The sequence below is a fragment of the Ramlibacter sp. 2FC genome, assembly GCF_005503345.1.
Lineage (GTDB): Bacteria > Pseudomonadota > Gammaproteobacteria > Burkholderiales > Burkholderiaceae_C > SCMQ01.
On sequence record NZ_SCMM01000061.1, the window covers coordinates 1 to 24,651 of the forward strand.

Consider the following 24,651-nt stretch of genomic DNA (forward strand, 5'->3'; position numbering starts at 1 on the left):
TGGGAGTGCCAAGGCTGTCATGACCTCAAGCTCTCGAACCGCCCGGTGCGGACCCGCATGCCGGGTGGTGTGGCAGGGGTGCCTCCGATCATGGAGGCCCCCTATGCCGATTCCTGCTCTCTTCCTCAGCCACGCGGCCTTGCGTGACTTTTGGTCGCGCTACCCGTTCATCACCCGCAGCAGCGGGGCGCAGTCGCTGCGCGACAAGCGCACCATCCGCAGGGCGAAAGCCTCATCTTGCCGGCTTCTGCCGGCGCTCTCACGCCGCCGCACGCAGGGACAGCGGCGCGGACACGGCCGCAAGCAGAGCGACAGCCAGCATCAGCTTCGCCGGCAAGCGGCCGGGCGCATGCAGCCCATACCAGGCCGAGACCACCGCGACGCCCAGGGCGATGCCGATCAGGTTGCAGAGAAAGAGCAGGGCGGAGCCACCTGCTGTCGCCAGGTCGGCGTGGGCCAGGCCCCAGCCACAGGTAGCCAGAGGCGGCATCAGCGCCGTGGCGATCGCGACGCCGGCGAAGACCGAGGCCTCGGCGCGTACCAGGGCATAGCCGCCCGCGAGTCCCGAGAGCACAGCAATGCCGAGGTCGAGCAGGTTGGGCTGCGTGCGGGACAGCAGCTCGCGCGTGGGGGCCGCGCCGGGCGCGAGCCAGGCGAGCAGCACCGCCAGCGCCAGCGCCGAAGCCGTGCCGACGACCAGCGCCAGGACGCCGCGCGTCGCCATCGCCGCGTCCGCGCGCGCCAGCGCGACGCCCAACTGCACGATAGGCCCGAGCAGCGGCGCCATCAGCATGGCGCCTATCACCACGGGGCCCGAATCCTGCAGCAGGCCGAGCATGGCGACGCCGCAGGACGCCAGGGTGAGGAAGAGGTAGCGGGGGCCGATCGCCCCTTCGGCGCTCACGCGGCGCAGCACCGCGGCGGCGTCGACGCCGCGATGGCGTTCGCACCAGGCGCGCTGCCATGCATTGCGGCCCGGCTTCATTCGGCACCCATCGCTCGGGGCGCCTTCAGGCGGTACAGGACCTGAAGGGCGAACGGCGGCAGCAGCGTGGTGATCGCCACCGTCGCCAGCAGTGCAGCGCTCACCGTGGTGTCGAGCAGTCCCTGGGTCGCGCCGAGCTGTACGAAGATCAGCCCGACCTCGCCGCGCGGCACCATGGCCAGGCCGATGGCGTGCTGCTGGCGCCGCGGCAGGCGCAGGACGAAGCCGGAGGCCCATTTGCCGGCCAGTGCCAGCACGACCAGCGTGGCCAGCAGGCTGGCGACCTTAGGGTCGGTCCAGGCCACGCTGCGCAGGTCCAGGCTCACGCCCACGAGCACGAAGAACACCGGCGCGAACAGGTGGACCAGCGGCCGTGTGTGGGTCTCGACCGCTTGGCTGAAGCCGGGGTCGGCGGCCAGCAGCCGGCGCAGCGTCGCGCCGAAGGGCAGGCGCAGCCCGGGCGGAATGTCGATGCGAAAGCCCCGTCCCAGCGCCAGGCCGGCGGCGAAGCCGCCCAGAATCACCGGCGCGCCCATGGCGTGGGCCAGCGCGCTGAAGGCCAGTACGGCGCTCACCACCAGGATCAGCAGCAGCGCCGGGGCCTCGTGCCGGCGCGCCAGGCCCGAGATCAGGCCGGCCGCGAGCTTGGCCGCCAGCGGCGCCAGCAGCACGAAGGCGAGCACGAAGAAGACGATACGCCCGACGCCGGCGGCCGAGAGCTGGCCCGTGCTGGCGAACTGAGCCAGCACCGCCAGCGTGATCACGCCCAGCACGTCGTCGAGCACGGCGGCGCCGAGCACCACCTGGGCCTCGGGCGAACCGTCGCGGCCCAGGTCCTTGAACACGCGCACCGTGATGCCTATGCTGGTCGCGGTCAGCGCGCCGCCGACGAACAGGCTGGTCGCGAGGGACAGATCGAACAGCCAGTAGGCGCCGACGAAGCCCAGCGCGAACGGCAGCACGAAGCCCGCCAAGGCCACCGCCACCGATTGCGCGCCGCTGCGCCGCAGCCGCGACAGGTCGGTGTCCATGCCGACCTCGAACAGCAGCAGCACCACGCCGATTTCGGCCAGCGCCGTCAAGGTGGGCGCGGGCGTGACCCAGCCCAGCAGCGTGGGGCCGAGCAGGATGCCGGCCGCCAGCTCGCCGATCACCGCCGGGATGCCCAGCCGCGCAGCCAGCGCGCCGAGCAGGCCGGCCGCCAGCCAGACCGCGGCCAGGGTGAGAAACAGGGCTTCGATCGAAAGAGGGGGCGCCATGTCAGAGCCTTTCCAGTCCGAGCAGGCGCGCGTGCCCCGGGTTGCGCAGCAGCAGGGTCGCCAGCCGGTCGCGCACCTCCGAGCGATGCGCCGCGGCGGTCACGTAGCGCACCGTGCATTCCAGCCCCTCGCGCCTGAGCGCAAAGCGCACCTGGGGGCGGGTCTCGGTGTCGGCGATCAGCGCTTCGCGCGACAGCGTTCGCAGCCTGGTGTGCGCGGCGGCGATGTGCTCGCCGCTGGCCCGCGAGGCCGCCAGCAGCAGCACGCTGCGCACGCTCTCCAGGTCCACGCCTTGCGGCAGCGGCAGGCGAAGCTCGTCCCACAGGAAGGGGAAGCGGCCGGACTCGTTGTACACGGGCAGCTTCAGCGCCGCACTGTTGGCGATGCGCACGATGCGGCCGTTGTACTGGTCGGCGTCGACCCAGTCGCCGGTCTCCATCAAGCTGGTGCGCAGCACGCCGATGTCGATCACGTCGCCGCTGATGCCGTCGATGCGGATGCGGTCGCCCACCTTGTACAGGCGGCCGAAGGAGATCGCGAGCCAGCCGGCCACGCTGGCAACCACCTCCTGCAGCGCCAGCGCGATGCCCGCGCCGGCCACGCCCAGCGCGACCACCAGGCCGCGCAGCTGCTCGTCGAACACCACGGCGAGGTAGAGCGCGCCGGCGAGGTAGCCGACAAAACTCACCAGCTTGCGGCTGCGGTAGCGCGCCGGGTCATGCTCGATCCACCGGTCCAGCGCGCGCCTTGCGGTCCGGGTCAGCAGGGCGATCAGTCCCAGTCCGAGCGCGACGGCGACCACGCGGCTGGCCATGGGATGCGCCAGCGCTTCGCGCATCCAGCCGGCGCTGGCTTCTTGCAGCAGGGGGGCGATCGCGCTCATGGTGCAGGGGCCTCGGTTGGCCCGACCAGCGCAACGCGCAGCGGCGTCGTCTCGCCCACGGGCGGGGCGTCCGGGCGCGCCGCGCGGCTGCCGTCGCGCAGCGCGGTGTAATGCGCCGAGGTGATCTCGATGCCGGCGCGGTGGAACGTGTCTTGTATGTTGGCGCGCAGCTCCGAATAGATGCCGGCCATGCCGTTGGACTCGCGCGTGTAGGCGTTGATCGTGTAGCGGGCGTAGAAATCGTCGAGCCCGCTTTGCAGTACATAGGGCGCGGGGTCCTGCAGCACATGGCCGGTCTGGCGCGCCGCCTCGATCAGCAGCTCGTGCACCCGGCGCCAGGGCACGTCGTAGCCTATCGTCACCTGCTCGTGCAGGATCAGGCCGGGGCCTTCGGCGGCGGCGCTGTAGTTGAAGATGTGCTCGGCCAGCACCCGGGCGTTGGGCACGGTCACGTCCACGTTCTTGATGGTGCGTATGCGCGTGGCCAGCAGGGCGCGGCCGACCACGTCGCCCTCGGTGTCGGCGATGCGCACCCGGTCGCCGATGCGGAACGCGTGCGTGTAGGTGAGGATGGTGCCGGCGACGAGGTTGGAGACCGCGCCGCTGGAGCCCAGCGAGAACAGCACGCCGAGGAAGATCGAGATGCCCTCGAAGGCCGGCGTGCCGGCGCCCGGCAGGTAGGGGAAGGCCATCACCGCGGCGAAGGCGATGAGCAGGAAGCGAACGATGCGGTAGGTCGGCGCGGCCCATTCGGCCGGGAAGCCCGGCAGCCGTATCGTCTGCTTGCCGAGTTCGGCGAAGCCGAAGCGCGTGATCCGGATCAGCGCGAAGGCGATGAAGCCCACCGTGACGATGAAGAGCAGCCGCGGCAGGTAGTCGAGCATGGCGGCACCCGCGGATCGCAGCGGGTCGAGCGCATGGGCCAGCAGCAGCCGCGCCAGCTCGCGCGTGCCAGGCAGCAGGCTGAACAAGGCCAGGGCCCAGGCCCACAGGGCCGCGGCGGCCAGCAGGCCGTGCATGGCGCGCACCAGTGCTGCGAGGCCGCCCAGCACCTGCCGGCCGGCCAGCGGATTGGGGCGCTTGAGCAGTTCGGTTCCGGGCTGCTGGGGCGGTGTGGCCTGCAGCGCGGGCCGCTCGTGGATGGCCCGGGTGATGCGCCGCGCGAGCCGGCGCAGCCCCCACAGTAGCGCGATCAGCAGCAGCGTGGCGGCGGCGGCAAGCAGCAATGCGTGGGGTGCCGGGTGGGGTGGGGAGACGAAGTCCAGCAGCAGGATGTTCACTGCACGGCCTCCTGCACGGGGCGCGGAGCGATGTCGCCGGCGTTGATCGCCTCGCGCAACTCGAGCAGCTGTCGGCTGGCGCCGAAGAAGGCGCTCAGCACCGCCGGGTCGAAATGCCTGCCTGAGCCTTCGCGCAGCAGCCTGAAGGCCAGCTCGTCCGGCATGGCCGGGCGGTAGCAGCGGTCCGAGGTCAGCGCGTCGAAGCAGTCGGCCACGGCGACGATGCGCGCGCTCAGCGCGATCTCCTGGCCACGCCGTCCGTCGGGGTAGCCGGCGCCGTCGAACTGTTCATGGTGCTGCAGCGCCACCTCGGCGGCCATCTCGAACAGCGGGCTGTCGCTGCCGGCGAGCAGCGAGGCGCCGATCTGCGGGTGGCTGCGCATCACCCGGCGCTCTTCTTCGCTCAGCGGTCCGGCCTTTTGCAGGATGCGGTCCGGCACGGCGATCTTGCCGATGTCGTGCAGCCGGCTGGCATAGAGCAGCACCTCGCACCAGGCGGCCGGCTGGCCCATGGCTTGCGCGATCGCGGCCGAATAGTGGCCCATGCGCACGATGTGCGCGCCGGTATCGCTGTCCTTGTGCTCGACAGCCGCCGCCAGGCGCAGCAGGGCATCGAGCCGCGAGGCCTTCAGGGCGTGGCGCGCGGCATTGCGCTGCTCGCGCAGCTGGCGCAGATCCTCTGCATAGCGCGCGGATTGCCGGCGCAGCATCAGCTGCTCGGACATGTCTATGGGTTGGTTGTCAGTGAGGTAGGGCATGGGCATCTCGCATAAATGATAAAAATGGCGAAAACATAGTTTTGCGTAATTTATCACTTTTATCAGTTAATGGCAAGACCCGAGCCCCGCAAGCGCCTGCTACAGGCGCGGCTATGCCTCCTATGCCTCAGCGGGTGGGTGCGGCTTGTCGGCGCCTGCGGCCGGCAGCCACAGCGTAACGTCGGCGCCGCGGCCGAGCGCCGACGCGACCTCGACGCTGCCTTGGTGAATCTCGAGGATCTCCTTGACCAGCGACATGCCCAGCCCCGTGCCGGGGATGGCCCCCGAGTCGTCGGCCCGGTAGAAGCGCTCGAAGATGCGCGTCGACTGTTCGGGGGTCATGCCTATGCCCTGGTCGCGCACGGCGATGCCGACCTCGAGCCGTCCCTCGCGCGTGCGGGTGCAGGTGCGCAGCTCGATGGCCCCGCCCTGGGGCGAGTATTTGTAGGCGTTGGTCAGCACGTTCAGCAAGGCCTGCTCGAGCTTGTCGGCGTCCACCTCCACCTCGGGCAGCGCGCCGCCGGTCTGAAGCGCGACCGGCCGCGGGTCGCCCGGCACGATCAGGTGGTGCACCGTGGCGTCGATGATGGGCTGCAGGGGCTGGCGCCGCAGCTGGAAGTCCTTGCCCTGGCGCGCCTCGATGCGCGCCAGGTCGAGCAGTTCGTTGACCAGCCGCACCAGGTTGGACGACTGGCGGTAGATGGTCTGCAGCAGGTCGCGGCGCGTCTCCTCGTCGAAATCGCGCTTGAGCAGCAGCTCCGAAAAACCGTGGATGCTGGCCATCGGCGTGCGCAGTTCGTGGGCCGCGGTGGACAGGAACTCGGTCTTCATGCGGTCGAGCTCGGCGGCCTGGGTGATGTCCTGGAAATAGACCACCCGCCCGAGATGGCGGCCTTCGTCGTCGCGCAGCCGGCGCACCGAACGCCTGGCTGCCGTGAAGCGCGGCTGCTGGCGCGAGAGGATGTCGCCTTCGCCGTCGTCGAGTGCCGCGATCGGCATGTAGGGACGCTCGCCGTCGCACATCGAGGCCAGCATCGCGTCGAAGTCGGTCTCGCTCATGCCATTCAGGTCCTGCTCGTCGCAGCCGCACATGCGCAGGAAGGCCGGGTTGGCGAAGCTGAGCCGGCCCCGCTCGTCGAAGGCGACGAAGCCATCCGGGCTCAGCTGGATGATGGCGCGCAGGCTCTGCGTCAACCTTTGCAATTGCGCCTGCGCCTGCTTGCGCTGGCCGATGTCGCGCGCGATCACGCTGTACAGGCGCCTTCCCACGAGGGCGATTTCGGCCACCGTCAGCTCGATCGGAAGGGCGCTGCCGTCCTTGCGCCTGGCGGCGACCTCGCTGCCGCGGCCGATCAGGTCGGCGGGGACCAGCCCCAGGCTCTCGAGCAGCGGCTTGATGTCGGCGCCCAGCGCCTCGTCCCGGCTCCAGCCGAAGATGCGCTCGGCGGCCGGGTTGAAGCTCTCGATGCGCCCCTGGTCGTCGATCGTGATGATGGCGTCGGCGGCTGTGTCGAGCACGGCCTTGTGGCGCGTCTCGCTCTCCCGCAGCGCGGCCATCACCGCCAGGCGCTCGCGATCGCTGCGGAAGGCCTCGATGATCTGGCCGCAGCTGCGCACCAGCGGTTGCAGGTAGGCGAGCAGCGCCTCGTCGTAGCCGCCGGGCCGGTTGGCCAGGCCGATCAGCCCCACCATCTGTCCGCCCGCGTGCACCGGCAGGCCCAGGTAGGCGTCCAGGGAAGGATGGCCGCGCGCGATGCCGCCGCTGCGCGGATCGCGTGACGGCGTGTTGCTGATGACCGCCTCGCCGCTGCGCAGTGACACGCCGAACAGCGTGTCGAGGTTGCGAAACAGCATGCCGCTGCCATGCGCGTGCGCCTCGTACATCGCACGCGACGTCTCGTTCCAGGCGATGTTGCTGAGCGCCAGCGTGTTCAGGTAGGGCGTGCTGTCGGCCTCGCGCAGCACCTCGCCGACGAAGCCGTAGGCGCTGTCGGTCACGCGCAGCAGCGTGTCCAGCATCGAGTCGAACACCCGGCGCGGCTCGGCGTCGCGTATGAACAGCGACTGGATCTCGGTGATGGCGTCCAGCAGCCGATGGCTGCGCATCAGCTCCTGCTCGCGCTTGGCGAGTTCGGCGCGGGTTCGTTCGACCATGCTGCCTCCTGATCGGCGGCCGGCGGCGCGTGGCTCAGGCCGGCTGGGGGCGCCGCATCGGGCGGGCCAGCCGTTCGCGCACGATGCGCTCCAGTTCCGAGAAGGGCACGGGCTTGGTGAAGATGCGCACGTCGGGCGGCAGGCCGCCGCGGTCGGCGATCTCCGCGCGGCCCAGCGCCGTCACGGCCACGATTTCCATGTCGGCGAAGTCCGGGCTGGCGCGCAGAGTGCGGATCATGCGGAAGCCGTCCATGCCCGGCATGTTGAGGTCGGTCACCAGCAGGTCGGGGCGCTGCTCGCCGATGCGGATCAGCGCGTCGAAGCCGTTGTTCGCCGTGACCAGCGTCACGGGCAGTGCCCAGGCGGCGATCTGCAGCCGGTAGAGCTTCAGCAGGTCGGCCTCGTCCTCGACCACCAGCAGCTTGAACTGGCTGGGCGAGGGGCTGCCGAGCAGCTCGGCGCGGCGCTGCGCCAGCAGCTCGTCGATCGCTTCGCGCGGAATGCGGCGATGGCCGCCGGCCGTCTTCCAGGCGCGCAGCACGCCGCCTTCCACCCACAGCTGGACCGTGCGCAGCGAAACGCCGAGGCGTTCGGCGGCTTCGCGCGTGCTGTACAGGGTGTCGTCGTGGGCCATGAAGTCGTGTCTTGCTGGGATCAAGCCTGCATTTTTGCACGAAATGGCACTTCTGAAACTGTGTCTATTAGTGAAAATTTGACAAAGATGATAAAAATGAAAATACAATTCGCCGTATCCGATGTCTTTGTTTCACCCCATCCGACCATTCATGCCATGAAAACCTGCCTGCTGATCGTCGACGACCATGGCGAAATCCGCCGACTCGTTCGCCTCACCTTCGATCCGGACCGTCATGAGATCCACGAAGCCGTCGATGGCGCCGAAGCGCTGGCGCTGGCCCGCCGCGTCCGCCCCCGGGTCGTGCTGCTCGACGTGATGATGCCCGGCCCCCTCAATGGGCTGGAGGTCTGCCGCGGGCTCAAGGCCGAGCCCCTGCTGTCCGGCCTGCATGTCGTGCTGCTCAGCGCGCGTGGCCAGCGCAGCGACATCGACGCCGGCCTGGCAGCCGGCGCCGACGGTTATTTCGTCAAGCCCTTCAGCCCGGTCGCGCTGCTCGATCACGTCGAGCGGCTGGTCCAGGCCGAAGGCGCGCGTTGATCGCCGCCAGCCGCTTCCCCCGTCCCCTCCCTCAGGAAAACCACATGAAGTCCATCACCCGCACCACACTCCTGCTCGCCGCAGCGTTGGTGGCCGCCTCGGCCGGCCACGCCCATGACCGACACCTGCACGACCGCAGCGGCAGCGCGGTGCGCAGCGCCGACGGCGCCTGCTGGCGCACCGGCGTCTGGCGCGACGCGCCTGACCACCCTGCCCACCCCGAATGCGATCCCCAACCCGAGGTGTTCACACAGGCCGCCGAGCCCGTCATCGTCCTGGTCGTGCCGGTGGAGACGCAGCCCGTCGCCGAGCCCTTGCCGCAGCCCGTGCTGGTGATCGAGCGCGTCGTCGTCGAAACCGACGCCTTGTTCGACTTCGGCCGGACCGAGCTACGTGCACGCGGCAGGCAGCGGCTGGACCAGTTGGCCGCCCATCTGACGCAGGCGCGGCAGGTCGACTGGGTGCGGGTGGTCGGCCATGCCGACCGGCTGGGAACTAGCCACTACAACCAGGCGCTGTCCGAAGGGCGCGCGCAGGCGGTGGCGGACCACCTCGTCGCGCAGGGCGTCGATGCCGCGCTGATCCGTGCCGAGGGGCGCGGCGAAAGCGAGCCCGTCACCGCGGCGGCGGCCTGCACCGGGGCGGCCGGTGCGGCGCTGGTCGCCTGCCTGCAGCCGGATCGGCGCGTCGACGTCGACGCGGCGATCGGCATGCCGCGCGAAGCCGGCGGCCTCTGAGCCCGGACCGGACCCTTTTCATGAATTCGAGGAACCCTCCATGAGCCACCCGTTTCTGCTCGGCCTGGCGCTGGCCGCTGCGGCGCTCGCACCGCATCAGGCCCTGGCCCAGCCCGGCAACGAACCCGCGCTGGCGGCCGAACTCACGGCCCGGCGCGTGTTGCCCGCGACGGGCGGCGCCGAACTGCTGCACAGCGCCGAGCAGGCCCGGCCGGGCGAGCTGCTCGAGTACCGCGTGAACTACCGCAACCCCGGGCCTGCGCCGGTCCGACAGGCGGTCGCCACGCTGCCCATTCCTGCCGGCACGGTGTTCGTGCCCGGCAGCGCGCTGCCCGCCATGGCGCAGGCCAGCACCGACGGCCGGCAATTCCAGGCGCTGCCCCTGCGGCACTGGGTGACGCTGCCCGACGGCCGGCGCGAGCAGCGCCTGGTGCCGCCGCAGGACTACCGTGCCCTGCGCTGGCAGCTCGGCGACCTGGCCTCCGGACAGGCCGTGAGCGTGAGCGCCCGCGTCCGGCTCGAGGCGGCCACGGCCGCCGAGGGGAGGGCGCCATGAGCCGCATCCAAGCCGCGGCCCGGCCCGCAAGGCGCTGGCGCCCCTGGATGGCCTTCTGGCTGCTGCTCGCCGCCGCAGCCTGGCTGGCAATCCCGCGCAGCGCAGGGGCCGCACCGGTGGCCGGCACGCAGATCGGCAACCAGGCCTCGGCGACCTACACCGATTCGTCGCAGACCCAGCGCACGGTGACCTCCAATGCCGTCGTGACCACGGTGCAGCAGGTCGCTGCGCTGACGCTGAGCGCCGACGGCGCGCGCAGCGTCACGCCGGGCGGCCAGGTGAGCCACCCCCATACGCTGACCAACACCGGCAACGGCAGCGACAGCTTCGCGCTCGCCGCGACCCAAAGCGGCGGCTTCGGCTTCACCAGCGTCAGCTTCTACGCCGACGCCAACGGCGATGGCGTGGCCGACAACGCCACGCCGGTCACGGCCACGCCGGCGCTCGCGCCCGGTGCCGCCTTCCGCTTCGTCGTCGTCGGAACCGTGCCGGTCTCGGCCAGCAGCGGCCAGACCAACAGCCTGGTGCTCACGGCCACCAGCGGCTTCGATGCGGCGGCCAGCGCGTCGAACACCGACACCACCACGGTCAGCACCAACGCGGTGATCCAGGTGTCCAAGGCCATAGACCTGGGCCGCGGCGCGCCGGGCAGCGGCCCGCGCAGCTACACGCTGACCTACACCAACACCGGCAACGTCGCGGCGACAGACCTCACGCTGACCGACTTGCTGCCTTCGGGCATGAGCTACCTGCCCGGCAGCGCGCGCTGGAGCGCGAGCGGCGGCACCGCGCTGACCGACGACACGGCGGCCGACGACGAGGGCGGCATCAGCTACGACTACAACGTCAGCGGGCCGCGCCGCGTGACGGCGGTGATCGCCTCGGTGGGTGCGGGCGTCACCGGCACGCTGCGCTTCCAGGTCATGGTCGATGACGGCCTGCCGCCGGGCGCCAACCCGGCCACCGCCAACACCGCGAACTACCGCTACAACGACGGCAGCGCCGAGGTCGGACCCTATGCGACCAATACCGCGCAGTTCACCGTCACGCAGTCCGCCGGCCTCACGCTGTCGGGCGCGAGCGTGGCCTCCAGCCCGCAGGGCGGCACGGTGAACTTCGCGAACACGCTGACCAACACCGGCAACGGCAGCGACAGCTTCGACATGCGCTTCGGTGCCAGCAGCTTCCCGGCCGGCACCAGCATGAGCTTCTACCAGGCCGACGGCGTGACGCCCATGCTCGACACCAACGGCGACGGCGTCCCCGACACCGGGCCGCTGGCGCCCGGGGCGTCGACCACGGTGGTGGTCAAGCTGCAACTGCCGCCGGGCGCCACCGGCGGGCCCTATGCGCTGGACAAGACGGCCACCTCGCACGCCGATCCCACGCAGAGCGCGACCGCCACCGACACGCTGGGCGTGATCAGCGGCAACAGCGTCGACCTGACGAACGACAGCAGCGGCGCCGGCGCGCCCGGCGCGGGCGCCGGTCCCGAGGCCGAGCCGGTGGTCGTGAACACCGCGGCGCCCGGCACGACCACGCGCTTCACCTACTACGTCGCCAATGGCAGTGCCAGCGCCGACAGCTTCGCGCTCGCGGCCTCGACCGACGCGAGCTTTGCCACGCAGGCCCTGCCCGAGGGCTGGAGCGTGGTGTTCCGCGACGAGGCCGGCGCCGTCATCACCCAGACCGGCGTGGTCGGCGCCGGGCAGGCGAAGAAGGTCCACGCCGACCTCAGCGTGCCGGCGGGCGCGGCGCCGGGCACGGTCGACTTCCATGTGCGTGCGCTGTCGCCGACCTCGGGCGCGTCCGACCGCATCCATGACGCGGTGACGGTGAGCACCGTGCGCAGCCTCGCGCTCACGCCCGACGGCAGCGCGCAAATCCATGCCGGCGGCTCGGTGGTCTACACGCACAGGCTGGCCAACACCGGCAACGTGCGCGAGGGCGACGGCGTGGCCAGCCAGGTGGCCCTGACGCTCGCCAACGGCGGTGAGGGCTTCAGCTCCGCCGTCTATTGGGACCGCAACCACGACGGCGTGCTCGATGCCGACGACCCGGTGGTCGGCGACCTGGCGGCCCTGAGCGGCGGCAGCAACGGCGCGAGCACCGAGGCCGGGCTAGACCCCGGCGAATCGGCGACGCTGTTCGTCAAGGTCTATGCGCCGGCCTCGGCCGCACCGGGCAGCCGGGATGTCGCCACGCTGAGCGCGACCACCAGCGGCACGGTCAACGGCAGCGCGGCGCCGGCCGTGGTGTCCTCGCGCGACACCACGGTGGTGATCGCGGGCCAGGTCAGCATCGCCAAGACCCAGGCCCCGGATGCGGCCTGCAGCGGCACGCCCGACGGCGCCTATGTCGCGACCAGCATCGCGGCGGCGCCGGGCGCCTGCCTGCGCTACCGGCTGGTGGTGAAGAACGTCGGCGTGGCGTCGGTGACCGACGTGGTCGTCAGCGATGCCACGCCCGCGAACACGCGCTACCACGCGGCCGTGCCCGCGGCGACCACGGCGGGCAGCGTGAGCGCGCCGGCCGACGGCGGCAGCGGCACGGTGCAGGCCAGCCTGGGCAGCCTGGCACCGGGGCAGGAAGCGGTGATCAGCTTCGGCGTGCGCATCAATCCCTGAAGAACTGCGCGATGGACCTGGCCTGCGCCGCGGCGCGGCGGCACGGGCTCGGGGCCTTCGTGTTCGCGCTGGCACTGTTTCTGATGTCCTCGGAAACGCTCGCGTTGACGCCCGCCGCGGGCAGCCTGATCGAGAACCGCGCCCTGCTGAGCTACGTCGACACCGCGACCGGACTGGCCGCGCGCCTGGAGTCCAACACCGTGCGCGTCGAGGTCATGGCGGTCGCGGCCCTCGCGCTGAGCGCCGACCAGTCGGTGCGCCATCCGCCGGGCGGCCTGTTCACGCTGGCGCACCGGCTGCGCAACACCGGCAACGCCGAGGCGGCCGTGCGCCTGTCGGCTTCGGGGGCGCCGACCGGGACGAGGCTGCGCATCGTGCGCGACGACAACGCGAACGGCCGCGCCGATGCGGGCGAGCCCGAGCTGGGCCCGGACGACCCGCTGGTTCTGGCCGCAGGGGCCGCGGCCGATCTGCTGCTGCTCGGCCAGGTGCCGGGCACGGCGGCGCCCGAACAGCGCATAGCCCTGCAGCTGCGCGCGCAGGCCGGGGACGCCGAGGCGCTGAACACCGACACCGTGACGGTCACGCAAGGCGCCGCGCTGCGGCTGTGGAAGGCGGCGCTGGAGCGGCAGACCGCGCCCGGCGCGCGGCTCGGCTTCCGCATCACCGCCAGCAACACCGGCTCGGCGGCAGCGACCGGCCTGCCGGTGGCGGTCGACGGCACGGCGCGCGAGCTGCTGCTGATCGGCGACATGCTGCCGGCCAATACCCAGCTGCTCGAGGTGGACGGCGGCGCGGCCACGGCCGGCATGGCGCTCTACCACCTGCGCGGCGAGCCGCCGGCCAGCTTCGTCAGTGCCCTGCCCGCCGATGCGGCCACGGTGGACCAGGTGGCCTGGGCCATCGAGCAGCTGCCGCCCGGCCACACCCTGGCCTTCGAGCTGGGTCTGCGCGTGCAGGCCAACGCCAGCGGCGTGGTCAGCAACCAGGCGGTCGCGCGCTTCGGCAGCCCCGACGGGCCGCAGGAGAGCCTGTCGAACCGCGCGACCGTGCCGCTGCCGCTGCAGCCGCCGGTGCTCAGCTTCTTCCGCGACAGCGGCTTTGCCACGCCCAGCACGGTCGCGGCGCGCGGCGACACGCTGTACGTGCAGGCCGATGCCGCGGCCTGCAACCGCGACGCGGCGGTGGCCGAGCAGGTCGCCCTCACGCTGCGTTCGGCGCTCACCGGCGACAGCGAGACCTTCATCGCGCTCGAAAGCGCGCCCAACAGCGGCCTGTTCCGCATCGCGCGCGGCATGGCCACGGCCGACAGCGGTGCCGCGGTCTCCGGCGACGGCTGGCTGGCCGTGCGGCCCAACGACCGCATCAGCGGCCAGCTGGCGGGATGCGGCGCCGCCCGGACCGAGGCCGGCGTGCTGATCGATCCCTACGGCGTGGTCTACGACAGCAAGTCGAATGCGCCGCTGGCTGGCGTGCGCGTGACGCTGATCGACGTGAGCGGGGCCGGCAACGGCGGCCTGGCCGGGGCTTCGGCGCGCGTGTTCGCCGCGGACGGCGTCACGCCTGCGCCGGCCTCCGTCCTGAGCGACGCCCAGGGGCGCTACGCCTTCCCGCTGGTGCCGGCCAGCCTGTACCGGCTGCAGGTTGAGCCCGTCGAAGGCTACGCCTTCCCCTCGGCGCTGCCGCCGCCGCTGCAGCCGGGCGACCGGGTGGTGAACGCCGCCGCGTCCTACGGCGGGGCCTTCGTCGTCGACGAGCGCACGGGCGCCGTGCGCGCCGACCTGCCGCTCGACGCGCCGCTGGCGCTGGGCCTGCGCGTGCGCAAGCAGGCGGCGCGCGCGCGCGTCGAGCGCGGCGACTTCATCGACTACACCGTGGAGGTGCGCAACGCGAGCGGGGCTGCGCTGGGCGGGGTGCAGCTGCGCGACACGCTGCCGCCCGGCTTCGCCTATGTGCCCGGCAGCACGCGGCGTGAAGGGCAGCCGGTACCCGATCCCGTCGTGCGCGAGGGCATGCTGGTCTATGCGCTCGGCAGCCTGGCCACGCAGGCCGGCACCACCCTGGTCTACCGCCTGCGCGTCACGCCCTGGGCCAGGGCGGGAGCGGCGACGAACCGCGCGCAGGCCGCGAGCGCGCCGCCGCTGGCTGCCGGCAGCAATGTGGCCAGCGCCACCGTGAAGGTCGATGGGGGCGTTTTCAGCGCCCAGGGCTACCTGCTGGGCCGCGTCTTCGCCGATTGCAACGCCAATGGGCTTGCCGATGCCGGCGAGCCCGGCGTGGCCGGCGTGCGGCTGTGGCTGGAAACCGGCGACAGCGCCGTGACCGACGCCGAGGGCCGCTACCACTTCGACGATCTGCTGCCGCTGACCCATGTGCTCAAGCTCGACGCCCAGACCCTGCCGCCGGGCTTCTCGCCCGGCGCGACCGAAGGCCGCGGCGGCGGCCCGGCCGGCAGCCGTTTCGTCGATCTGCACAACGGCGAGCTCAGGCGTGCAGACCTCGCTTTGCGGCCGGAACATGGCTGCGGCGCAGCGCCGGCGGCGCCGGCCTCCGGCCCTGCCGCCGTCGGCCGGCCGGCGAGCCAAGCGTCCCGCCTGCCCCCTCTGCCAAGCCTGTTGCCGGCGCTTGAGCCCGTGCCGGTCCTGCTGTGGCCGCATGACGGCGCCGTGCTCGCGGGCCGCCAGACCGCGGTGCGCGTGGCCGGGCCCGCGCTGGGGCGGCTGGAGCTCAGCGTCAACGGCCAGCCGGTCGCCGCCTCGCGCATAGGCACGCGCAGCGAGGACCTGGCGCGTGGTGTGCGGGCGCTCGAATACATCGGCGTGGACCTGCAGCCGGGCGGCAACCGCCTGCGGCTGCGCTGGCTCGACGAGCTCGGCATTGCGCGCGGGCAGCAGGAAGTCGGCGTGACCGCGCCCGGGCCCTTGGCGCACATGGAGCTCGGCGTGCCCGAGCAGCCGGTGGCCGGCCAGGCCCTGACGCTGCGCCTGCGCCTGCTCGACGCCGCCGGCTTGCTGGTGGCCGCGCGCAGCGCCGTCACGCTGCAGGCCAGCGCCGGCCGCTGGCAGGTGGACGACCTCGACCCCGCGCTGGCCGAGGTGCAGACCTTCGTCGAGGGTGGTGAGGCGCTGCTGACCCTGCTGGCGCCGGAGCGGCCCGGCACCCTGGCCCTGCGCGCGAGCGCCGGCACGGTGCAGGCCGCTCAGGAGCTCGCGCTGGCTCCCGCGCTGCGCCCCCTGGTGGCGGCCGGCATCGTCGAAGGCGTGCTCGACCTCTCGCGCCTGCGCGGGATCGAAGCGGCGACCGAGGCCGACGGCTTCGAGCGCGAGCTGCGAGCCTTCGGCAGCGACGCACTGCGCGGCCGCGCGGCGCTGTTCCTCAAGGGCAAGGTCAAGGGCGAGACGCTGCTGACGCTGGCCTACGACTCGGAGAAGCCGCGGCGCGAAGGCCTGTTCCGCGACGTGCAGTCCGAGCGCTACTACCCGGTGTACGGCGACGACGCCCGGCGCGGCTTCGAGGCGGCCTCGTCGGGCCGGCTGTTCGTGCGCGTCGACCGCGGCGCCTCCTTCGCGCTGTACGGCGACTTCCATACCGCGCCGCCCGGCGGCGCCCCGGGCGGCCCGGCGCTGGCGCGCTACAGCCGCAGCCTCACCGGCCTCAAGCAGCACCACGAGTCGCCAGGCCTGAAGTTTGACGCCTGGGCCAGCCAGGCGCGCTCGCGCCAGGTGGTCGACGAGCTGCCCGCCACCGGCACCTCGGGACCCTTCTACCTGCGCGTCGCGGGCGTCGTGGCGGGTAGCGAGCGGGTCGAGCTGCTGGTGCGCGACCGCAACCAGCCGGCCACGGTGCTGCGCAGCACGCCGCTGACCGCCTTCGTCGACTACGACCTCGAAGCCGAGTCGGGCCGGCTGCTGCTGCGCGCCCCGCAGGCCAGCCTCGATGCCGAGCTGAACCCGGTGTCGCTGCGCATCACTTACGAGAGCGAGCAGGGCGGCCCGGGCTTCTGGGTCTGGGGCGGCGACGCGGAGCTGGAGGCCCTGCCGGGCCTGCGCCTGGGCGCCTCGCTGGCCCAGGACGAGGACCCGCGCTCGCCCTACCGTCTGGCCGGCCTGCGCGCGGCCTGGCAGCTCGCGGCGGCGACCACGCTGCGGGCCGAGCTGGCCGCCAGCCATCGCGCGCAGGCGGCGCCGGGCGAGGCGGGCAGCGGCGAGGCCGCGCGCATCGAGATCGAGCACCGTGACGGCGCGCTGGCCGCCAAGGCCATGCTCGGCCGCGCGGAACCCGGATTCGACAATCCCGGCGCGCCGCTGAACCGCGGCCGCGAAGAGGCGAGCGCCCAGGCCAGCTACGCCCTGGACGCGCGCACGCGGCTCAGCGCCGAAGCCCTGCGCAGCGCCGATACCGCCAGTGGCGCGCGCCGCACGGGCCTGCGCGCATCGGCCGAGCACGACCTCGGCGGCGGCCTGCGCGTCGAAGGCGGCCTGCGCGTGGCGCAGGAGACGGCCGCGCCGGCCCAGCCGGGCAGCGTAGGCGGCGCCGACTTCACCAGCCTGCGCGCCCGCCTGTCCTCGCCGCTGCCGGGCTGGCCGGCGGTCTCGGTCTACGGCGAGGCCGAGCAGGCGGTGGCCGGCAGCGGCGCGATGCGCGCCGTCGGCGGCGAAATGCGCCTGGCCGACCGCGGCCGGCTCTATGCGCGCCACGAATTCATCAACTCGTTCAGCGGCATCTACGGGCTCAACGAGACCCAGCAGCGCCGCAGCAGCGTGCTCGGCTTCGAGCGCGACGATGGCCAGGGGCTGCGCCTGTTCGGCGAGTTCCGCGGCCGCGACTGGGGCGGGCAGGAGGGGGCCGAGGCCGCCATCGGCCTGCGCAAGCTCTGGACCGTGGCCGAGGGCTTGCGCGTCGGCGGCGGCTTCGAGCGCGTCAAGGGCTTGGAAGGCAGCAGCCGCAACGAGGTGCTGGCGCTGAGCGGCAGCGCGCAATGGACGGCCAGGCCCGGCCTGACGCTGAACGGCCGCCTGGAATGGCGCGACGCGCCGCTGCACCAGAGCTGGTTCGGCAGCGCGGGCCTGGCCTGGAAGCTCGACGAAAGCTGGCGCCTGCTCGGCAGGGCCAGCCTCGACCAGGTGCAGCCCAGGGACGGCAGCACCGGGCCGCGGCGCGAGCGCCTGCAGGGCGGCCTGGCCTGGCGCGAGCCGGCCGGCCGCTGGCTGGCGCTGGCGCGCTACGGCTGGCAGCTCGACGAGGGACCGAACGCGCGGCGCAGCGCGCATCTGGTGTCTCTGCACGCCAACTTCAAGCCCGATCCGCGCGAGGAATGGAGCTGGCGCCATGCGATCAAGCGCGGCAGCGACCGCTCGGCCGGCCTCGCCAGCCGCGGCACGGCGCAGCTGGCCGCCGTGCGATGGCGGCACGAACTCGATGCGCGCTGGGACCTGGGCCTGGGCGCGCGCGTCCTGGTCGACAGCCAAGCCGCGGGGCCGGCGGCGGGCCTGAACGCCGAAATCGGCTACCGGATCGCGCCCAGCCTCTGGCTGTCCGGCGGCTTCAACTGGCTGGACCTGCGCGACGCGGACCTGTCGGGCGGCCAGCCGCTGCGCCGCGGCGCCTACCTGCGCCTGCGCTTCAAGTTCGACGAAACCCTGCTGGCCGGAGTCCTGCCCGAATGAAACTGCTGCATCGCCTCCTCGGCCTGGTCCTGCTGTGCCTGCTCGCCGCTCCGGCGCAGGCCGCCTGCGGCAGCGGCGCCTGCGTGTCCTCGGGCCCGCGCCTGGCCAGCATGGATTCCAGCCAGGCGACGCTGTACAGCGGCCTGCTGTCCCAGCTCACCGGGTCGACGCTGGCGCTGTCGGTGGCCGACTGGAATGCGCTCGCCGAGGGCGGCACCAACCTCGGCAGCTTCCTCGACGCGCTGGCGGCCGAGATGGGCGTGGCCGGGCGCGAGCAGGCGCTGGCCGGCGGCGCCACGCTGTCGCAGATCGCCAGTGCCATGGCGGCCGATGCGCGCGCGCAGGGGCGCGGCGCCGCCGCCGCGGCGCTGGACGCGCTGGCGGCGCAGTTCGACAGCCTCGCCGGCACGCTGCGGCTGGCCGAGCTGATCGAGGGCGGCGGCGCGGCCTACGATGCCCAGTCGCTGCGCACGCTGGACTTCGTGACCGGCCTGGTGCAGCTGTACAACGCCGAAGGCCTGGCGGCCGCGCGCGAGCCGGTCACGCTCAGCGGCGAATCGCTGGGCCTGTCGGGTATGGTGCAGGCGGTTCGCCTGTCGGCGCAGGCCACCGAGCCGCCGGTGTTCGCCTGCGGCCCGGCCGGCACGCAGTTCCACTCGGCGGCGATGCGCTACCAGCTCGAGGTCGACCTGGTGCCGAGCAGTCCCGACGTCTCTGCCCTGACGGCCGTGCCCGGCATCGCCGGTGCCCAGCTCACGCTCAGCCGGCTCACGCTCTACGGCGAGGTGGCGCGCGGCAGCGGCGTGATCGCGGCGGTGGACGCGCTGGCGCGCAGCGTGACCGTGCAGGCCACGCCGGGCCTGGCCTCGCTCTACCTCGGCCGCATTGCGCAGGCCTTGTTCAACGACCCGGGCCGTGCCATCGATCCGGCCACCGACCTCGACTTCGCGCCCGTCGGAGAACTGACGATCACCGATGCCGCCGGGCAGAGCACCACCACGGCCGTCGAGGCGCGCGGCCACGCCCAGGGACAGGCGAGCCAGGCCGCGCTGCTGGTCTTCAACGGCCCCTTCCCCGAGACGCAGACCGCGCGCGCCGATGCCGGCTTCGCCTCGGGGATGGTCGCCGAGCTGATGAGCTCGCTGGCGCTGCGCACCAATCCCGGCCTCGGCGCGGCGGACCCGCAGGTGCAGGACGCGCTGGCGCCGGTGCTGCGCGACAGTCTCGCGCCGCTCGTGCAGACCTTGGTGACGCAGGCGCTGGACCCCGCGCTGCAGATGTTCGGCATCGGGCTCGGCGAGATGGACGTGACGGTGGACGGCCTCTACGGCGCCTGCGTGTTGTCGGGCCATGTCTACCATGACGCCGACCACGATGGCCGGCGCGCGGCGGGCGAGGGCGCGACCGGCCATGCGCACTACGCCAAGCTGCGCCGGGCCGGCGACGCCAGCGGGCCGGCGCAGCAGGTGGTGGCGGTGGATGCGGCGGACGGTGCCTACCGCTTCCCCGCGCTTGCGCCGGGCCGCTACGAGCTCTGGATCGCCCGCGACGCCGACCCCGCCTCGTCGGCTGCACTGCCGCCGCCCGGCTGGCTGCCGACCGAGCCGCGCCAGCTGCGCCGCGCCGAGCTCGAGATGGGCGAGCGCGACCTGGAGGGGCAGGACTTCGGCCTCTATCCCGGCAGCCGCATCAGCGGCAGCGTGTTCCGCGACAGCGGCGCCTCGCCGCACGACGGCCGCCGCGACGGCGACGAGCCGGGCCTGGCCGGCGCTGCGCTGCAGCTGACCGATGCCGCGGGCACCACGCGCCACGACGGCACGCGCAGCGCCGCCGATGGCCGCTGGGTGCTGTGGCTGCCCGCCAGCGCCGCAGGCGCCGTGAAGATCGTGCAGACCAACCTGGCCGGCCACCTGTCCACCGGCGCCGATGCGGGTACCAGCGGCGGCAGCTACGACCATGGCGCAGACAGCCTGAGCTTCAGCGCCACGGCCGGCACGGACTACGCCGGCCTGCATTTCGGCGACGTGCCGGTCGGCCGCTTCGGGCCCGATGGCCGGCAGGGCGCGCTGCCCGGCAGCGTGCTGTTCTACCCGCACCGCTTCGTCGCCGGCAGCCGCGGCAGCCTGGCCCTGGGCGCGACGGCGCTCGCCTCGCCCGAATGGCCCGGCTGGAATACGCTGCTCTACCGCGATGCCGACTGCAGCGGCGCGCTGGACCCGGACGAGGACTTGCTGCCGGCCGAGCTGGGTCTTGCGCCCGACGAAGCGCTGTGCGTGCTGGCCAAGGTCTTCGTGCCCGGCAACGCGCCCTTTGGCGCGCAGCACCGGCTGAGCCTTGCCGCCTCGTTCCGCCACCAGGGGGCGCAGGCGCCGATCGATTTCGTGTTGACCCAGGAAGACCTCACCACGGTCGGGGCCGGCGGCGACGCGGCGCTGCGGCTGAGCAAGCGCGCCGACCGCAGCGCCGCCCAGCCGGGCGAGACCATCAGCTACACGATAGGCTACCGCAACGATGGCGCCGGCGCGCTGACCGACCTGCGCATCTTCGACCTGACGCCGGCCCACACCCGCTTTGTCGCGGCCGCCTGCGGCGCGCTGCCGGCGCAGGCCTCGGCCTGCACGGTCGCGGCGCAGCCGGATGCGGGGGGCCGGGGCCGCGTCGAGTGGCGCATCGTGGGCGCCGTGCACCCCGGCGCCAGCGGCAGTGTCAGCTTCGTCGTGCAGCTCGACTAGGACCTGTGCCGACGCAGGGCAGGGGCTTTGCCGCTTGTGTACCATGCCCGGGTTGCAGAGATCACCATGAGCAAGGCATTCACCCGGGAAGCCGAGACCCAAGAGGACGACGAGGTCGCCCTGCCAGCCCTGCCGGCGGGCGGCAAGAACTACATCACGCCGCAGGGCTACGCGCGCCTGCGCGCCGAATTGCTGGACCTGATAGACAACGAGCGCCCCAAGGTGGTCGACGTGGTGCACTGGGCGGCCAGCAACGGCGACCGCTCGGAGAATGGCGACTACCTGTATGGCAAGAAGCGCCTGCGCGAGATCGACCGGCGCATACGCTTCCTGACCAAGCGGCTGGAGATCGCCGAGGTCACGGACCCCAGCCTGCACCACGGCAACGAGCAGGTCTTCTTCGGGGCGCGCGTGACCTACGCCGACGCCGCGGGCGCCGAGCGCAGCGTGACCATCCTGGGCATAGACGAGGCCGACAGCGCGCGCGGCGAGGTCAGCTGGATCTCGCCGATCGCGCGCACCCTGCTCAAGGCGCGCGTGGGCGACCAGCTCAAGCTGGTCACGCCCTCGGGCGTGCAGGAGATCGAGGTGGTCGAGGTCGCCTACCCGGTCCCGGCCGAACGGGCCTGATCAACCCGTGGGCAGGGCGCGCGCCGCGCGCAGCACCGAGGGGGTGCGCCGCAGGTTGCGCAGCACCTGGTCGAGGTGGATGCGGTCGCGCACCGCGATCACGAAGCGCAGGTCGGCGGCGTCCTGGTTGGACTCGTCGTTCATGTCCACATGCACGATGTCGGCCTCGGCCGAGGCCAGCGCCGCCGCCACGCGGGCCAGCACGCCCTTGCCATTGGCCACGGTGATGACCACGCCGGTCTCGAAGGGGCGGACCGGCTCGTCGGCCCATTCCACCGTGATGAAGCGCTCGCTGTCCTTGTTCTGCAGCTTGCGCGCCACCGCGCAGCCGTCGGCATGCACCACCAGGCCTTCGCCGCGGCCCAGGTAGCCGACGATGGCCTCGCCGGGCACCGGGCGGCAGCAGCTCGCGTACTTGACCGAGGCGTTCTCGCTGCCGTCCAGCGTGACGGCGCCCTGCGACACGGTCTCGTGCGCCATGTAGCGCTCGCGCGTCATCAGCAGGGCGTCGGGCTTCTCGCCGCTTTCCGACAGCAGGGTCATCAGCCGCTTGGCCACGATGCTGGCGATGCGCTTGCCCAGGCCAATGTCGGTCAGCAGCTCGGCGCGGCTCTTGCTGCCGGTGAAGCGCAGCAGCTTGTCCCAGATCGGCTGGTAGGCCGGCTCGTCGTCGGGCAGCTTTTCCATGCCTTCGGCGCGCAGGGCCTGGGTCAGCAGCTTTTCGCCGAGCTCCTGCGATTCGGTCTGGGCCAGGGTCTTGAGGTGATGGCGGATCTTGGAGCGCGCCCTCCCGGTGCGCACGAAGCCCAGCCAGGCCGGGTTGGGCGTGGACACCGGGGCGGTGATCACCTCCACCACGTCGCCGTTGCGCAGCTCGGTGCGCAGCGGCACCTGCTCGCCGTTGATCTTCGCGGCCACCGTGCGGTCGCCGATGTTGCTGTGGATCGCGTAGGCGAAGTCCACCACCGTGGCGCCGCGCGGCAGGGCCATGATCTGGCTCTTTGGGGTGAACACGTAGACCGCGTCGGGGAACAGGTCGACCTTGACATGGTCCCAGAACTCGGCGGCGTCGCGCGTCTCGTTCTGGATGTCGAGCAGCGACTGCAGCCATTTGGCGCCCAGCCGGTCGGCGTTGGCGCTGTGCGGGTCGTCGGCCTTGTAGAGCCAGTGCGCGGCCACGCCCGACTCGGCCACCACGTGCATGGCCTCGGTGCGCATCTGGAACTCGACGTTCACGCCGGCCGGCCCCACCAGCGTGGTGTGCAGCGACTGGTAGCCGTTGAGCTTGGCGATCGCGATGTGGTCCTTGAACCTGCCCGGCACCGGCTTGTAGAGCTGGTGCAGCACGCCCAGCGCCGTGTAGCACTCGACCACCTGGGGCACGATGACGCGAAAGCCGTACATGTCCGTGACCTGGGCGAAGCTCAGGTGCTTCTCGTCCATCTTGCGGTAGATCGAGTAGAGCGTCTTCTCGCGCCCGGCGATGCGCACCTTCATGCCGGCGGCGGCAAAGGCGGCCTCGACCTCGCGCTGCACCTTCTGGATCAGGTCGCGCCGGCGATTGCGCGCACGCTCCACCGCCTTGGCCAGCACCCCGTAGCGCCAGGGGCGCAGGTGGCGGAACGAGAGGTCCTGCAGCTCGCGGTAGATCTGGTTCAGGCCCAGCCGGTGCGCGATCGGCGCGTAGATCTCCAGCGTCTCGGCCGAGATGCGCGCCCATTTGCTGCGCGGCATGTCCGACAGCGTGCGCATGTTGTGCGTGCGATCGGCCAGCTTGATCAGGATCACGCGCACGTCGCGCGCCATCGCGAGCAGCATCTTGCGGAAGGACTCGGCCTGGCTTTCCTCGCGCGTGTTGAACTGCAGCTTGTCGAGCTTGGTGAGGCCGTCGACCAGCTCGGCCACCGGGGCGCCGAAGCGTTCGATCAGCTCGGCCTTGGTGACGCCGCAGTCCTCGATCGCGTCGTGCAGCAGCGCGGCCATCAGGGCCTGGGCGTCGAGCTTCCACTCGGTGCACTGCACGGCCACGGCGATCGGGTGGGTGATGTAGGGCTCGCCGCTGTGGCGCAGCTGGCCCAGGTGGGCCTCGTCGGCGAAGCGGTAGGCGCGCCGCACCTGCTCGATGTCGGCAGCGTCCAGGTAGCCGAGGCGGTCTGTCAGCGCGGCGAAGCTGGCCGCCGCCGCGTTGGCCGCCGCGGCCGGGCTGGCGCTGGGCGCGCGGCTGCCGGCGGCAGGGCTTGACAGGGGAGGGATCACCGCGCTCATCCCGTAAATGTAGCGCGGACGGCGGCGGGGCGCCTTGGGCAAGAAAAAAGCACCGCGCGCGGTGCTTTAGGGAAAGCGCGGGGGGCCAGCCGGCCTCAGGGCACTTTCTTGAGCATTTCCAAGCCCACCTTGCCGGCGGCGATCTCGCGCAGGGCGGTCACGGCGGGCTTGTTGCGGCTCTCGATCTTGGGCGCGTGGCCCTGGCTCAGCATGCGGGCGCGGTAGGTGGCGGCCAGCACCAGCTGGAAGCGGTTGGGGATTTTCTGCAGGCAGTCTTCAACGGTGATGCGGGCCATGAAGTTCTCCGATGGGCACTAGGCGATGTTGAGGGCTTTGAAGGTGTCGGCGCGGGCGCGGCGCAGGGCGGCGTATTTGAGCCGCTGGGCATGGACGATCGCTTTGAGGTCGAACAAGGCCCGTTCAAATAACTCGTTGATTATAACGAAATCGAACTCCTTGGCCTGGGCCAGCTCCAGGGCGGCATTTTGCAGGCGCAGGTCGATCACGTCGGCCGCGTCCTCGCCGCGGCGTTCCAGCCGGGCGCGCAGCTCTTCCCAGCTCGGCGGCAGGATGAAGATCAGCACCGCGTTGGCGAACACCTTCTTGATCTGCAGCGCGCCCTGGTAGTCGATCTCGAGCACCACGTCCGCGCCCTTGGCGATGCGGTCCTCGATCGCCTTCTTGGAGGTGCCATAGCGGTTGCCGTGCACATGGGCCCATTCGACGAAGGCGTCGGCCAGCACCATGGCGTCGAATTCCTGCTGCGAGACGAAAAAGTACTCGCGGCCGTGCTTTTCCTGGCCGCGCGGGGCGCGCGTGGTGTGCGACACCGAGGGCTGGACCCCCGAGTCCAGCTCCATGAGTGCCTTGACCAGGCTGGATTTGCCAGCCCCGCTGGGCGCTGCGACGACGAAGAGGTTTCCGGGGTAGTCCATGGGTTTCGGG

17 protein-coding genes are annotated in these 24,651 nt (G+C 72.2%); 7 read left to right on the plus strand and 10 right to left on the minus strand.

The annotated features are described in order from the left end of the window. Positions 1 to 259 precede the first annotated feature (259 nt). The 7 genes from FFS10_RS19795 to FFS10_RS19825 form a co-directional block, all read right to left on the minus strand. Positions 260 to 985 carry a DUF389 domain-containing protein gene (locus FFS10_RS19795; protein WP_137896326.1) on the minus strand — a complete coding sequence of 242 codons (726 nt, stop codon included), beginning with the start codon at positions 983 to 985 and terminating at the stop codon, positions 260 to 262. Continuing rightward, entirely contained in the window at positions 982 to 2,244 is a 1,263-nt protein-coding gene (locus tag FFS10_RS19800; RefSeq protein WP_137896327.1) for a cation:proton antiporter, read from the minus strand. The genes FFS10_RS19795 and FFS10_RS19800 overlap by 4 nt, the downstream gene beginning before the upstream one ends. A gap of 1 nt (position 2,245) precedes the next feature. Beyond that, on the minus strand, positions 2,246 to 3,127 hold the full coding sequence (locus tag FFS10_RS19805; protein ID WP_137896328.1) for a mechanosensitive ion channel domain-containing protein: 882 nt from the start codon (positions 3,125 to 3,127) through the stop codon (positions 2,246 to 2,248). After that, entirely contained in the window at positions 3,124 to 4,407 is a 1,284-nt protein-coding gene (locus FFS10_RS19810) for a mechanosensitive ion channel family protein (protein WP_137896329.1), read from the minus strand. The genes FFS10_RS19805 and FFS10_RS19810 overlap by 4 nt, the downstream gene beginning before the upstream one ends. Beyond that, complete coding sequence (locus FFS10_RS19815; protein ID WP_171016107.1) at positions 4,404 to 5,165, minus strand: HD-GYP domain-containing protein; 762 nt, start codon at positions 5,163 to 5,165, stop codon at positions 4,404 to 4,406. The genes FFS10_RS19810 and FFS10_RS19815 overlap by 4 nt, the downstream gene beginning before the upstream one ends. Before the next feature lie 120 nt (positions 5,166 to 5,285). After that, positions 5,286 to 7,319, minus strand: a complete 2,034-nt coding sequence (locus tag FFS10_RS19820; RefSeq protein WP_137896331.1) for a sensor histidine kinase — start codon at positions 7,317 to 7,319, stop codon at positions 5,286 to 5,288. Positions 7,320 to 7,353: 34 nt separating this feature from the next. Then, positions 7,354 to 7,953: an excisionase family DNA-binding protein gene (locus FFS10_RS19825; RefSeq protein ID WP_137896342.1), complete on the minus strand. Its 600-nt coding sequence runs from the start codon at positions 7,951 to 7,953 to the stop codon at positions 7,354 to 7,356. A 156-nt stretch (positions 7,954 to 8,109) separates the two neighbouring features. Between FFS10_RS19825 and FFS10_RS19830 the strand changes: the two genes are divergently transcribed. The 7 genes from FFS10_RS19830 (at position 8,110) to greB (ending at position 21,441) form a co-directional block, all read left to right on the plus strand. Further along, positions 8,110 to 8,493, plus strand: coding sequence for a response regulator transcription factor (locus FFS10_RS19830; protein ID WP_137896332.1), 384 nt, complete (start codon positions 8,110 to 8,112; stop codon positions 8,491 to 8,493). A 44-nt stretch (positions 8,494 to 8,537) separates the two neighbouring features. Further along, the gene (locus FFS10_RS19835; RefSeq protein WP_137896333.1) at positions 8,538 to 9,230 is read left to right on the plus strand and encodes an OmpA family protein; all 693 of its coding nucleotides are present in this window, start codon (positions 8,538 to 8,540) and stop codon (positions 9,228 to 9,230) included. 40 nt (positions 9,231 to 9,270) lie between these two features. After that, a complete protein-coding gene (locus tag FFS10_RS19840) occupies positions 9,271 to 9,786 on the plus strand; it encodes a DUF11 domain-containing protein (protein ID WP_137896334.1) in 516 nt (171 codons plus the stop codon). Continuing rightward, positions 9,783 to 12,413, plus strand: a complete 2,631-nt coding sequence (locus FFS10_RS19845; RefSeq protein WP_137896335.1) for a COG1361 family protein — start codon at positions 9,783 to 9,785, stop codon at positions 12,411 to 12,413. Before FFS10_RS19840 ends, FFS10_RS19845 begins: the two co-directional genes overlap by 4 nt. 11 nt (positions 12,414 to 12,424) lie before the next feature. After that, positions 12,425 to 18,079: an SdrD B-like domain-containing protein gene (locus FFS10_RS19850; RefSeq protein ID WP_137896336.1), complete on the plus strand. Its 5,655-nt coding sequence runs from the start codon at positions 12,425 to 12,427 to the stop codon at positions 18,077 to 18,079. Next, on the plus strand, positions 18,076 to 20,811 hold the full coding sequence (locus tag FFS10_RS19855; RefSeq protein WP_137896337.1) for a DUF11 domain-containing protein: 2,736 nt from the start codon (positions 18,076 to 18,078) through the stop codon (positions 20,809 to 20,811). The genes FFS10_RS19850 and FFS10_RS19855 overlap by 4 nt, the downstream gene beginning before the upstream one ends. Positions 20,812 to 20,877: 66 nt before the next feature. Beyond that, complete coding sequence (gene greB / locus FFS10_RS19860; protein WP_137896338.1) at positions 20,878 to 21,441, plus strand: transcription elongation factor GreB; 564 nt, start codon at positions 20,878 to 20,880, stop codon at positions 21,439 to 21,441. Here greB and FFS10_RS19865 read toward each other — a convergent pair whose 3' ends face one another. The 3 genes from FFS10_RS19865 to gmk form a co-directional block, all read right to left on the minus strand. After that, positions 21,442 to 23,706 carry a RelA/SpoT family protein gene (locus FFS10_RS19865; protein ID WP_137896339.1) on the minus strand — a complete coding sequence of 755 codons (2,265 nt, stop codon included), beginning with the start codon at positions 23,704 to 23,706 and terminating at the stop codon, positions 21,442 to 21,444. It abuts the gene before it with no gap. A gap of 95 nt (positions 23,707 to 23,801) precedes the next feature. After that, positions 23,802 to 24,002 carry a DNA-directed RNA polymerase subunit omega gene (rpoZ, locus tag FFS10_RS19870; protein ID WP_137896340.1) on the minus strand — a complete coding sequence of 67 codons (201 nt, stop codon included), beginning with the start codon at positions 24,000 to 24,002 and terminating at the stop codon, positions 23,802 to 23,804. 18 nt (positions 24,003 to 24,020) lie between these two features. After that, the gene (gmk, locus tag FFS10_RS19875) at positions 24,021 to 24,641 is read right to left on the minus strand and encodes a guanylate kinase (protein WP_137896341.1); all 621 of its coding nucleotides are present in this window, start codon (positions 24,639 to 24,641) and stop codon (positions 24,021 to 24,023) included. Positions 24,642 to 24,651: the final 10 nt, after the last annotated feature.